The following is a 15614-nucleotide window of genomic DNA, read 5'->3' on the forward strand; positions in this document are numbered from 1 at the left end:
GCACGATTAGCTGAGCAAGAGCGATTAGAGCAAGAAGCTGCGAAAGCAAAAGAAGTAAAAGAAGAAGGTTTAGAAGAAATCAAAAAAGAATTAGATAATAGCAGTCGAATTACAGATAAAATATTTGCTCGTAGAGACTCCTTATTAAATACAAGTTTAAATGTAGATAAACGAGAATTTAGCAAGCTTTTAGAATCTCTTGTTAGTATGAATAATGATGCAGAAGAAGCTAAAAAAGAAGCTGATCCAGCTAGTTCTAAAAAATTAACTGCAAAAAACAGGTTCGTAAAATTTGCGGAAACATCTAGACCTGAGGCGCAAATAGCTACCAAGTTTATACCAGGATATCCAGAAGGATACTACTTAATTGGTAATGTATTTAAAGGAGGAGCATATGCAGATAAGTTTACTGGTACCTTAAAAGATCTTGGATTTAACGATTCTCAGATTATTCTTAACCCAGAAAACCAATTTCAATATGTAGCAATAGAAAGCTATAGCAATAAAGATGAGGCGACAGAAAAGTATTTTAATAATATTGATAATAGATATTTTGGAGATATGTGGATATTACATATTGCCAAAAGTAGAGTGGAGTCTTATAAAAAATTATTACAAGAAACACGATTAATTAAAGACACAGTAAAAGACGATACTGTATTGACCGAAAGCTTATCTTATATTGGAGGTCATAATATTGAAAACGGATATTATTTAATTACTAATATTTTCAAAAGAGAAAATTATTTTGAAAGAGGTATGGAGAAGTTACGATCATTAGGATTAGAACCTCAATATTTCAGGAACCCAAAAGACAACTATATATACGTATATCTTAAGAGATTAGATAGCCTTGATGAGGCTAAGCAAACCTTATTCTCTAACGTAAACAATTCGTATGATGGAGATCTTTATATATTGAAAATTCAATAATGTAAGAAAGAGATATGACGACTAAATACCCAAACACCCCGATGCTTATGAAACTTAGATTTAAATCTACTATCATTTTAGTGTTTTTAATGATAGGAACGCAGCTATTTGCTCAGGTTCCCTTTGATTCAGTTCCTAATAGTACTTTAAGAATTAATGGAGAACTTAAAATAATAGGTAATGCTATTGTAGGACTAAATCAAAGATTAAGTAATGACAATAACTGTTCTTCATCCTACGGACCTGTTTATACTCCAAATGATGATTATAATGGTACATGTTCAAATAATCAAAGAATCTTTGGTTATATAGATATAGATGGAGATCCAAGCACATTTAGTTCTAGTAGCGCAGACCTTATCTTAACTTCTGGATGTGAAAAAATAGCATATGCTGGATTATATTGGTCTGCATCTTATTTTGTACAGCGAAATCCTAATAATAATGATTATGTTCAATATACTGGGCTACCGCTTCCAGATAATAGACCTGATTTTAGAACTATTAAAATTAGACCTCCTGGAGGTTCATATATTACAATTCCTCCTTCTCAAACACAAGTTATTTATAATGGATACCGTAATACCGCTACAAACCCAAGCAATCGTGCAGCAGATGATATACCTTATGTATGTTATGCTGATGTTACTAGTATTATACAAGGATTAGGCACAGGAAATGCGAATGGCACCTATACTGTTGGAGATATGCGTGCTGCTACAGGACATTCAGGAAATAATGCAAATGGTATCTCAGGAGGTTGGGTATTAGTAGTAGCCTATGAAGATCCTAATCTATCTGCAAAATTTATTAGCACAAATAATGGGTATTTGGTAATTAGACCAGGGGGACCTCTTTTACCTTTTCAATATACTGGTTTTAACACTTTGCCAGCGCCACTACCAGTAAGAGCAAGGTATGCAATTGCTACTTTAGAAGGAGATAGGCGTTTTTCAGGAGATGAATTTGAGGTACAAAAACCAGATAATGATTGGCACCCTATTTTTACAACGCCTGCCAATCCTGATAATAATTTTTATGACAGTTCTATTTCTGTTAATGGTCAATATGTAACCACAAGAAACCCAGCTTCTAGAAATACTTTGGGTTTCGATGCTGATATTTTTAACATTGACAACCCTTCAAATACAATTATTGGGAATAGTCAAACAACAGCTAATTTTCGAACAGCTTCAGCTGGAGATAAATATAGTGTATTTTTCAATTCTTTTCAAATAGAAATTATTGAGCCAGAACTAACAGTAAAGAAAAGAGTATTAGATGTTAATGGTATAGATATAACAGGGCAACCAGTAAATTTTGCAGATCAATTATTTTATGAGCTAACCATAGAAAATCAAGGTAATGAAGCTATTACAGCTGCTTCTATTTTAGATGTTTTACCTGCAAATGTAGATTTTACTTTAGGGAGTATTACTACAAGTAATCCTGGTATAGTTGCTACACCCAATGGTACGAATAGAGAGATTGATATTACTATTGATGATGCTCTTATAGTACGAAATGGAGGAGTTCATACCGTTCGTTTTGGAGTTAGTGTTGTGGCTACTTGTGCAGATTTAAGAGATGCTTGTTCTAATGAAATAAATAATACCGCCATTTCTACCTATACCGGGATAGAGTCTGGTATTACAAAAACAGGAGAAGAAAGTATTTTGGATCAGGATGCTTGTCAATCAGATATTATAGGTTCCTCTAATGTTTTGATTAATAATGGTATATGTTTTACAGAAACTCAACCTGCATTTATTTGTACAGGATCTTTAACCCTTACTGCAGGAGCTGGTTTTACAAGATACGAATGGGTTAATGCAAATAATCCAGGAGTGATTATTGGGACTAATAGAGAATTGGTAGTTACTGTTGCAGGAACCTATATAGTAACGGAGTTTGGAGCACCTACTTGTCAGGATTCTCAACAAACTTTTGAAGTCGATGCTTTTAATACGATACAGCATCCTGTAGTAGATATAGTAAATGGTTTAGATTCGAATCCTAATGTAAACGGTAATTTACGTACATGTACGGTAACAGGAGAAGAATTACCAGAAATATTTTTGTGTGGTACAGGCACTAGTCTAAATATACCTATAAATTTTCCAGTAGGCACCACTGTTGTTTGGGAACGTATGGATCCAGCAGCTTGTCCTTCTGTAGTTAGAGACCCTGATTGTCCTACTATAGATGCAGCTTGTAATGGAGATTGGGTACAAGTAAGTACAGATATAGGTAGTTATACAGTTACACAAGCAGGAGAATATAGAATAAGGGCTACGTTTGATAGCAACTGTACAATTCCTTTTTATTTTAATGTATTTCAAAATAATTTTGATCCCGATCTTGTTGTTATACGACAAATTATTTGTGGCACCCCAGGAACGATTCGGGTTCAAAATTCGTCTAATCAATATGAGTACCAATTAATAACCCCTTCTGGAGGAACTATAGCGTATCAAGATTTGGCAGAATTTACTGGTCTAACTGCGGTTGGAAACTATACAGTAAACGTTCGCCAAAAAGGGGGACTACCAACAGCTTGTGTTTTTCAGGATGCTGTATTTTTAGATGAATTAGATGCTACAGAAACGGTAACTGCTACCTCACCAACATGTCCTGGAGATAGAGGTGAAATCTCTATAACAGTTGCAGATTCACAAATTAACTATACCTATATTATTAACAGTACCACAACTGCATTTACAGATACTGAGGGTCCTACAACTATTCCTAGCCATGTGTTTACAGGTTTAGTTCCTGATACTTATGAAGTACAAGTGTTATCTGCGGATGGTAGTTGCTCAGAGGTATTTACCAGAACAGTTAACGCAATAGCACCTTTTTCTGCTACAATAAGATTAGTAGAGGATTTACATTGTAACCCTGATTATCAGCCAGATATTAATCTCGCTGATTATGATCCAGATCAATTTATAGCGATTTATGAGGTTACAGTAATAGGAGGTTCAACTAATTTTTCATTTAATAATCAAATAGATTTCTTAGGCACTACATTAGTACCGTTAACTGCTACTACTTATCAATTTAGAGCGACTACTGCGGGTAATTATCCTGTTTATGTTAATGATTTAGATAATAGTTGTACTATTTTTGCAGGTAGTGTAGATGTAAATCCTTATACATCGATTGCCGCAACAGCTGCACCGACGGATCCTGTATGTCCTACGGGAACAGGCTCTATTTTAGTAAACATCACTGCTGGCGAAGGTCCTTTTACTTATATTTTAGATCAGGGAACAGCAAACGAAGTTACTATAGGACCTACCGTTAGTACTTCTGAGACATTTAATAATGTAGATACCTCTATATCGCATGTGGTTACTGTTCAAGATCAATTTGGTTGTGATCTACAATTACCACCAATTAATTTTACAGCTCCAACTGCAATTACTGCCAATATAGCCTTAACACAAGATTATCAATGTAATGCTACAGGTTCTAGTGTTCCTGCTATATTAGGAGAGATTACGGTTTCTGGGGCATCAGGAGGAAACGGTAGTTATGAATATAGTATTGATGGTGTTGATTTTACGAATACTACAGGAGTATTTACAGGCTTAACAGATGGTACTTATACATTATACATTCGGGATACGAATACAGCAGCTTGTCCTGTTAATTTAGGATCTATAACAATAGAGCCACTTCAGGTAGTTACAGATCTTACTTTCGCACAAACACAAGTTCAATGTCCAGGACTTACATCAGATATTACATTAACAGCTACAGGATCTAACGGAGCTGTACCCCCTACAAATTTTGAATATCAAATTACTGCTCCTATTGTTAGACCATGGCAAGCTTCTAATGTATTTACAGGCATACCAGCAGGAGCTACGTATACCTTTGAATCGAGAATACTAAGAAACGGAGGAGCATCAAATGCATGTGTATATTCAGAAAGATATACTATTGATGCCATAGATGCTATTTCGGTTTCTGCAAGTATTACAGCAGAGCCTACTTGTGACACAGATCCTGATGCTTCATTTACCTTTACTGTTACTGGTATTGATTTAACATCTACTACGTATAGTTACGATGTAAGTGGAGGAACCATTGCAGGTTCTCTTACAGGAAATACTCTTACCACTGTTCCAGTATCCATACCAGGTATCGGAGCAGGTACTTATGATATTGTAGTTACAGATGATACGACACTTTGTACAGCGACAACGCAGGTAATAATTACAGACCCTGCAGATTTAACGATAGATCCACCTACAACCACTCCTGCGGGTTGTGGTATTAATGATGGTACCATTACCGTTACTGCTAATGGAGGTAGAGGAGGTTATCAATATGAATTAAGAAATGCTGCGGGTACATTACCAGCTATTGTTGCCTATCAAGGAACTAATTCATTTACTGGTCTAGCACCAGGCACTTATACTGTTTTTGTTAGAGATGGGAATACACTTGCTGCATGTGAGGAAAATATACAAGCAATTGTTGGAGAAGAATTGGCACCTGTAATTGTACTTGCAACAGGAGGAGATGCTTGTTACGACCCAATTAATCGTGCAACACAATGGATTACGATAACTCCAGGTGTAGCTGCTCCTATTGGACCATTTACGTATAGTTTAGATGGAGGCGCACCAGTAGCGGTTACCTTTTTAAGTGCACCAGCACCTGCAAATACATTTGAGATTCCTAACCTTACTCCAGGAGCACATACAATAAGTGTTATTAATACAGTAAGTGTGTGTCCATCCAATACGATTAATTTTACTATTAATCCAGAATTAATTATAACAGCTAATCTGGATAAAGATATAGATTGTAATTCGGGAGCAGAAATATCTTTTACTGCAACTGGAGGAGATGGATCTTATACTTTTAATTTATTGGGACCAGCTCCACAGAGTGGAATAACTTCTCCTATAACTGGAATAACTACTCCGGGAACTTATCAGATAGAAGTTGAAGATGGTTTAAGTTGTACAGCAGTATCTAATACTATAACTATAAACCCATACGAAGCATTAACAGGAAATCTTGTTCCAATAGATCCTGCATGTCCGACAGATAATGGTGGTATTACAGTAAATACTACTGCGGGAGAAGGACCATTTACTTATATTCTAGATGGAACCATAACTTTTGGTCCAACAAGTAATGTTTCTCATACATTTAATGGCGTAGATGCAACAGTGCCACATAATGTAGTAATACGGGATAGGTTTAATTGTGATTTGGCATTAGGTCCAATATCATTAGCTCCTCCAGCCACAATTGCAGCTACAATAAACGATGATTTTAGACTATTAAGTTGTACAGCTACTCCAGGTGCTCAAGCACAAGTAACGGCTATTACAGGAGGTTCAGGAACTTACGAATGGAGTTTGAATGCTGCAGGTCCTTTTACAGCAGTGGCAGCAATTCCTTTTGAGATAGATTTTGCAACTGCAGGATCTTATACTCTGTATATTAGAAATGAGGCTACCGATGATTGTGTGCAGTCTTTCCCAATTACTATAGATCCACTTTTAGAAGTAGATGATATTACTTTTGTATTAGGAACATCTGATTGTTCTGTACAAACCTATGAGGTAACAGCAACGGCTGCTCCTGTTGGTCCGACATATACGTATAGTGTGGTTCCGGCACCAGTATCTGGTGATGCTACTACAGGAGTATTTGTATTAAACAGAGATGTAACTTATACTTTTACTGCGACAAGAGGGGATAGCCAATGCACCTACAGTGAAGATTATAGACAAGAACTGGTTCCTGAGATACAAATTACTAACGCAGTCGAGACCAGTCCAACAACGTGTATTGCAGGTAGTGATGGTTCACTTTCATTTACGGTTGGTAATAGTGCTAACTTTACATATACAATTACTGGTCCAATTGCAGTACCTTCAGGTTCAGGAACAGGAGTTACACCAGTAGCTGTTGGTTCATTAGAGGCAGGAGTTTATACGATTACTGTAACAGATTCAAATCTTGCAGGAGGTTCACCACCTAATTGTCAAGCTACTACTACAGTCACCATTACACAACCAGATCCTATTACATTTACTATAGATCCAGTAGATCAAGATTGTGCTGCGGATACAAATACAGTGACAATTAGTGGTGTAGCAGGAGGTAGCGGAGCTGGATACACTTATGTTTTGAGTGATTCTGGTGGAACTGCAGTAGGTCCTAGCAGACCTGTAAACCAACCGTATAACAATGTTCCAAATGCTTTAGGATATCAGATTGTTGTTACAGATGGAGCTGGTTGCCCATCAGCACCTCAAACATTAAATATAAATCAATTAGATCAACTAAATGCTACGGTTAATACTGGTTCTGATTTCTGTTTAGATGATGGAGCGGTGAGTTTTACCATAGATATTGATGCTACAAATTCAGGTACTCCAGATTACATATATAATGTAACCAGAAGTGGCGTGGTAGTTATTCCAGATACTAATGTCGGTGCTGCAACAACTTTTACTACAACGCCAAACCTTACTATACCAGGAGATTATATAATTACAATTACAGACAGTAACGGCTGTCCTGTAGTATTACCAACCCAAACCATAGCTCCTGCTGTAGAGTTAATTGCTACTCCAGTTGCTGATATTACATGTGATGCACTAGGTAACCCTGTAGATGCAGAATTTTCATTTGTAGTTAATGGGGGCTATACACCTTTTGATATAGCAGTTTCTTTTAATAGTGGAGCATTTACAGATCATATAACAAATGGGATTGCTCCATTTGCAAATTATACAGCTACTTCTGGTGCGGGATCTTATGTATTTAGAGTTACAGATGATAGAGGATGTGCGTTTACTACAACTCCATTTACAGTAACAGATCCAGATGCACCAACGATAACTGCGCCAACAGTAGATTTGGATTGTGATGGGGATACAGGAACGGCTGTAGTGAATGTTACAGGTACCGAAACCCCTTATGAGATAGATTTTCAAAATACAGGAACGTTTGTGACCATAACAGGGACTCAAATAAGTTTTCCTAATCTAACTGCTAATACGTATGATTTTACAGTTAGAAGTAGCCGAGGATGTCTTACTACAGGAAGTGTGATTATCAATCAACCAGACCCTATAACTGCCACAGAGCTTTTAACACCTATTAGGTGTAGTGGTACTATTGGTGGTGGTAACACTCCAGGTTCTATATTACTTACTTTGGCTGGAGGTACTCCTGCAGCCGATGCAGCAAGTTATACTTATATTTTAACTCGAGATGGTTCGGTGATAGCCCCACCAGTACCAGTTTCTTTTCCGAGTGCTGATCAAGTATTTTTTGACGGTTTAGTCTTTGGGTTTTATACTATTGAAGTAGTAGATACGAATGGTTGTCTTACATTAGTTGGATCTTATCAAATTGAAAATGAAATTGATTCACTTTCTTTTGTTCCAACAACTGTAAATGGCACATGTGCAGGAGGTTTTGATTTACAAGTTGACATTATACAAGGTTCTGGGATAGATCCAGGTCCACCAAGAACAGTTCCTGGTTTTAGAGTAGAAATTATTGGTGATCCAGGATCTGTAAGAAACTTAGGAGATGACGGAGCTGCAACACCATTACCAATAAGAACCACTACATATAATGGTTTGGCGTATGGGGTAGTATACACTATATTGGCTACAGATTTAGCAACACAGTGTACATATCAGGAACAGTTTACACCTACACCACCTAGTGAGCCTATAGTAACTATTACCAGTGTGACACCATCCACTTGTAAAGATGCGGATAATGGTCAAGTAACTTTTGAAGTAAGTGCTTATGATTCTAATGGAGGAACTCAATCATTTACATGGGAGATTTTAAACGCCTTTAATGGTGTTGTGGTAGAAACATCACCAGGATCAGTTCCAGCAACGGGTAACCCAGCACCAGTAAGCATTGGTCCTGTTGGTACATTGGCACAAGGAACTTATATAGTAAGAGTTACAGAAGACCTAGGTACTTTATGTCCAGGACTTTCAGCCGAGTTTACAATTACAGAACCTACTGCGGTAACGGCAACAGCAGGTACTCCAACTCCAGCTAATAGCTGTGGTACCAATGCACAAGTAGTTATTAGTACTAACGGAGGAACATTATTCAGCATTCCTCCAACGGCAGATGGATATCAATATGCGCTAATAGCAGATGACGGAGGCGGATCTCCTATAACAACACCAACGGTATTTGCAGATTTTCCATTTACTAATAATGTGATTGATTTAGGAAATACAAATGGACAAGTACAACATATATTTGTTGTAGATGCTAATGAGTGTACATTTGGTCCGATTACAGTTACTACAGTAGTGAATCCATTACCTACAGTAACGGCACCACCCTTTGTGGATGACCCATGTATTTATGATAATAATTATACTTTTCAGGTTGTAGGTACTGGTTTAGGTACATTAACGTACCAACTTAATGGTGGTACTGCTGTAACGGGAAGCATAGATAATTTTAATCATGTATTTACCGTATCTTCTGCAGGAACATATACTATTACCATTACAGATGAAACAGGATGTACAAATACAGATAGTATAGAGGTATATGATCCTTTAGAAATTGTTGCAGAATTTACAACGGCACCAGATTGTCTTAACCCTACAGGAGTAATTACTACGACACTAAGTGGTACTTCTCCTGCAGCAGCAGGAACATTAAGCTATATATTACAAGATTCTGGGGGTACACCAACAGGAAATACAACAGGAGCTGCAACAGGAATATTTACAGGAGTTGCTCCTGGTAGTTATATTGTAGAAGTTACAGACGATGGCAGAGGGCCAGCACCAGGATGTCCATTTACAGGACCAGTAAGTATAGAGGCACCTACGCTACCTATTTTATTAGCGCAACCTCCTACAAGTGTAACTTGTAATGGAGATGCCGATGGTGTGATTAATGCAGTTTTGGATCCAGCTACAGAAGATGCTACCGCTACATATCAATATGAAATTACAGCAGGACCAGCAACTAGACCACTACAAACAAGCCCACAATTTACAGGTCTTGCAGCAGGTACTTATACTGTTCGAGTTACAGCTACAGAAGCAAACGTATCTCTATCGGTATTATGTACAGACGATCAGGACTATACTATAGGTGATCCAACGGTAGTTATTGCAACAGGAACACCTCAAGACCCATTAACTTGTGGAGCTGGTAATACAACAAGCCCAGGAACGATTGCTATTACTATTGATGCTACAACAGGTACGGGGCCAGATTATTTTGTAACAGTTACTCAACCAGATGGAGTGGTACGAACAAGAATACCTGTGCCAACACCAATACCAGCACCACCAGCAACAGCGTTGCTTATTGATGCACCAGTAGATGGCGCATATAATATTACTGTTTTTGATTCTAATAATTGTCCGGTTATATTGCCACCTGTAAATGTCGCTCCATTACCTGTAATGAGTGATCCTACAGTAACTCCAGGTACCCCTATAGATTGTGTTACTAATGTTCAACAAGTTACAGTTTCTATAACAGGAGGTACAGGACCATTTGATTTTGCAGAAACTAGTGGAGCTGTTACAACTCAAACAGGAATTGTAGCAGGAACAGGAGATACTGCAGCACCAGGTGTTCAAACTACTGCAACATTTAATTTACCTGGCGTAGGGAATTATGTATTTGAAATCACAGATACCGCTACAGGATGCACAATCCAAACATTACCGTTTGATGTTCCAGAATACGATACTATTGAAGCTACTATTACTCCTTCAGTAAACGTTGCTTGTGCTGGAGATGCTACAGGAGAGATTATTTTAACAGTAACTGGATACCCAGTGGCACCAGTAGCACCAGGAACATATGATTATCAAGTAACCAATACTACTACAGGTACTATTACCAATGGTACAGGAGATGTTGGATCAGGACCACTTACTATTACAGGTTTGGAAGCAGGAGAGGTAGTAGTGGTAGTAACGGCAACACAAACACCTTTGTGTGATGCTACTACAAACATTGTAACGATATCAGAACCAGATGCATTAACATTAGATGCTTTAAGCATAAGTACTCCGGATTGTAATAATGGATTATCTGTGGTAACAATGGATGCCAGTGGAGGAGTTGGGCCATATAATTATGCGGCAGAAGCAGGAACTTTAGTTCCTGGACCAGCACCAGTTACTCCTGGAGTATTTCCGCTAAGTGATACATTTAGTTTAGATCCAGTAACAAGTTTGGATTGGGTAATCTACGTGCAAGACGCTAATGGTTGTATAACCCCAAGACAAATTGCAATACCACCAGTTACTGCACCACCTACTTTAGATCTAATACCTGAATTTGTAGATGATGCTTGTGACTTTGATAATAACTATACATTTACAGTTACTGCAACAAGCAATGTACCTGCACCAGGAACAGGAGCTTTAACCTACCAATTAAATACGGTAGCACCTGTTGCAGCGGTTGGTCCACAAGTGCCAGGAAATGTAAATAATAATACACACCAGTTTACAGTTACTGCACCAGGTAGATATAGAGTGTTTGTATATGACGAAAATGGTTGCCCATCTGCTTCGCAAGATATTACAGTATATCCAGAATTGTTAGTAATAGCTACAATGACAGTGCCTACCTGTCGTGATAATGATGCTACCATTGTAGCTACAGTAAGTGGAGGTTCAGATATTACGGCGAATCCAGGAAACTTTACTTTTGATTTAGTAGATGCTGGTACAGGCATAACCGTATCAGGAGTTACACAGACACCAGGTCCGGGCGCAGACCAAATTACTTTTAGTAGTACCGTTGCAGGTACAGATGGTATTTTCCCAGGAGATTATCGAGTAGAAGTTATAGATAGTGCTATTGGTCTTGCACCAGGATGCCCAGCAAACTTTGATATAACAGTACCTACGTTCTTAGATCCAATTCCATCGGGTGCACCTACACCAGTTTCCTGTTTTGGAGGGAATGATGGTACCATTTTGGTAAGTTTGGATCCTGCAGCAGATGTTGATACACCGTATCAATATCAAATTGTAGCAGGCCCTGAAACAAGACCTTTACAATTAGACCCATTATTTGAAAACTTACCAGCAGGAACATATGATATTGTAGTTGTTTCTGATAAAGGTTGTTCTAACACGCCAGCGATTCAGGTAATAGTTGGTGGTCCTACAGCAGCACTTGATGTGGTTCCAAGCCAAACGGCATATGGTTGTAGTACGTCTAACGTAGAGGTGTTCCCTATAATTACATTAACTATTACAGATGGCACACCTGATTATGATGTTTCTTATACAGGAGCAGCTACTGGATCAGAGACAGATGTTGCAGATGCAGATGGAGGAACTGCGGGAGTACAGTATAATGTTACTGCTACAGTTGCAGGAACCTACACCTTTACAGTTACCGATAATAATAATTGTGCATTTGCCAATTTTGATGTTATAGTTCCGGCGTTCCCGATTATGACAGATCCTACAGTGACTAGAGATACAGCAGCAGTTAATGCAGGATTTATTTCATGTGATAATCCAGAAACGGTTATTGTTTCTATAACAGGAGGTACAGGTCCATTTGATTTTGTAGAAATAAGTGGAAGTGGTACACCGCCAGTTCCTTCTCAGTTAGGAGTGGTTGCAGGAACAGGTAATGTAGACCCTCCTGTAGGAGTACAGACTACAGCTACTTTTGCATTACCAAGTATTGGAAATTATAAGTTTAAAATTACTGATCAGGGTACAGGATGTTTTATAGAAACCTCAGAATATACGATAGCAGCATTTGATGATATTACTGTTGCGCTTACTACACTTACAGATGTATTGTGTGCAGGAGCTACTACAGGAGAGTTATCATTGAATATTGGAGGGTATACAGGAGCATATAATTATACAGTAACAAATACGGGTACAGGAGCTGTGGTAGTACCTAGCACTGCTGCTAATACTACTACGAATCCATTAACTATAGGGTCATTATCCGGAGGTACTTACCAAGTATCAGTAGAGGCATTAGATACGCCTTTCTGTGATGAAGTTTCTAATACAACTACAATCAACCAACCAACACCTATACTAGTTACTGTAAATCAAATACAAGATGAAACATGTAATCCTGGTGATGATGCAACGGTAGAAGCTGTTGCAGCAGGAGGTACAGGTGCATTCCAATATCAGTTAGAAACTTCAGGTGGAGCTATCTTAGTGCCTTTTGGTACAGATCCAAGATTTGGAGGACTTGGACTAGATGCAGGAGTTGCTCCAGCAGGACTAGATTATGTGGTTAGAGTTAGAGATGCGAATAACTGTGAGGCTACAGGAAATATAAATATCCAACCACCTGCACCAATAGGATTAGATCCTATTGCACCAACTATATTGGCTTGTGCAGATAGTGAAGATGGTGTAATTGTAGCAACTGCTACAGGAGGTCAAGGAGCAGGAACGTATTTCTTTATGTTAACCTTCCCTGATGGATCACAATCCGGACGTTTGTCTAGCACTACAGATACGTATAGATGGGAGGACCTTAAACCAGGAAATTATATAGTTACAGTTTCAGATAACCTTAATTGTGAAATCGATCAAAATCCAGTAATTATTGATGCACCACCAGCAGTAACTATAGATATTAACCCTACAGGTGTAAGCTGTCTTACAGCAAACCCTAATAACATTCAAGTGATTCCTGGAGGAGGAACTTTAGTAGGATACGAATTTGGGGTTAGTAGTGATAATGGAGTTACTATAACATGGCAAGTAAGCGATACCTTCTTAAATTTACCTGAAGGAGACTATGATTTTTATGTAAGAGATAGTAACCTATGTGAATCTCCAGCTTCTACTAGAGTTCAGGTTAGAGATCCAGAGCCTTTTGTGGTAACATTAGATTTGAATAATACATCAATTATATGTTTTAGTCAACCTACAGGCTCGATTGATGCAGTTGCAACAGGAGGATTAGGTAACTATATGTATAGTATTGCAGGAACAGATTATTTAGGAGGAGTGGTTACTATTGGTCCACAAACCACTAGTTTCTTTGGAGACTTATTAGCTGGTAATTATACATATACTGTAACTAGTGGGGATTGTGTAGATAGTGTTACTCCATTTACAATTACGCAACCGTTAGAATTTATAATAGATGTAGTAGAAACACCTATTTCATGTAATGGAGATACAGATGGTAGTATCCGTGTATTTGTTGAAGTAATTACTCCTCCAGGTTCACCAGGAGGTACCGCACCATATTTTTATTCGTTGTATAATAGTGCAGGTAATGCGGTGTACACTTTCTTAGAAGATGATATAGATGGCATAACCGCGGAACATACATTTATAGATCTTCCTGCAGACACCTATAGAGTAGAGGTAGAAGACAATAATGGATGTCCAAGAGAAGTAACAGATATTATTATTATAGAACCAGAAGCGATTGTAGCTACTATAACAGCAACAACTCCAGAAGATTGTGCAGGAGATATGAATGGTACAGCAAACGTATCTATAACAGGAGGATTACCACCAGCTAACCCTGCAGATCCAAGTTATTTCTGGAGTATTGATGGAGTAAATTATCAGCCAGTATTAGATCCTGCTAACTTATTTATTGATAACCTTCCAGGAGGAACTACTACATTATTTATTAGAGATTCTCAAAATAATGCAAATTGTCAAGGAGCATTTAATATCGAAATTGAATCTGGAGTTAATCTAGGAGCTACTTTAATACCAAGATTGGTATGTCCTGTATATGATTATACAGATCCTAGAAACCCGATAATGACAAGAGAAGAGCAGTATTTTGTAGAGTTTAGTATTATCGATGAATCCAGAGATTTAGGTATAATCTATACCCTAAATGGTGTCAATGGTACTCCTAATCCTGCTAATAACTCTAATTTAACAGGTATTTTTGAAGTAGTTCCAGGAGAATATGAAGGAGTTATGGAGTTCCAAGGATGTACAAGAACGGTAGATACGATTGAAATCTTTGATTACACTCCGCTAGCAATACCAGTTGCTCAGATGACAGGTAATTCACAAGATCCTAATGAGTATCAGATTATAGCTTCTGGAGGAAGAAGATTTGATAGAGAACCTTTTTATTCTTTCTCGTTTACAATTTTGGAAGAAGGCACAACTCTAGAAGAACTAGTACCATCAGACTTTACAGAGTTAGACGGTAATATTTTTACTATACGAGAAACTGCTGATTATGTATTAAGAGTTGTAGATGCAGATGGTTGTGAAGTTTTAACAGTACAGAATATCACATATATTAATATTCGTATTCCAAATTATTTCACACCAGATAGCCCAAATACTAGTATAGAAGAAAGATTCTGGTATCCAAGACAAATCACCCCTAACTTAGATGATCCTTTCTTCTTTGAAAATATGGAAGTAATGGTATTTGACAGGTATGGTAGAATGTTGGCAGAATTTAAAGGAGACCAACAGGGTTGGGATGGACTTTACCAAGGAAAACAACTTCCATCTGGAGATTATTGGTATACCATTATCCTTAATGATATAGACAACAGAGAGTTTACAGGTCACTTTACATTATATAGATAATATTTAATAGTCTGGGTGAGTTATAAACTATATGGGCAAAACCATAAGATATAGAAAGAGAAATAGTTAATGATCTGTAATTTTTAA

General features: G+C 37.7%; 1 protein-coding gene and 1 pseudogene. Both read left to right on the forward strand.

Annotation, left to right across the window (positions count from 1 at the left end):
- Nucleotides 1-933: pseudogene (locus H527_RS0119890) on the forward strand (hypothetical protein); the annotation flags it as partial.
- Between the two features lie 47 nt (nt 934-980).
- Complete coding sequence (locus tag H527_RS0119895) at nt 981-15527, forward strand: T9SS type B sorting domain-containing protein (protein ID WP_162143836.1); 14547 nt, start codon at nt 981-983, stop codon at nt 15525-15527.
- The last annotated feature ends 87 nt before the right edge of the window (nt 15528-15614 follow it).

The organism is Aquimarina muelleri DSM 19832 (assembly GCF_000430665.1).
Classification (GTDB): domain Bacteria; phylum Bacteroidota; class Bacteroidia; order Flavobacteriales; family Flavobacteriaceae; genus Aquimarina; species Aquimarina muelleri.

Bases quoted from the DNA above. Each gene is read 5' to 3' on its own strand.
- H527_RS0119895 (WP_162143836.1), top strand. From the start codon at position 981: ATGAAACTTAGATTTAAATCTACTATCATTTTAGTGTTTTTAATGATA.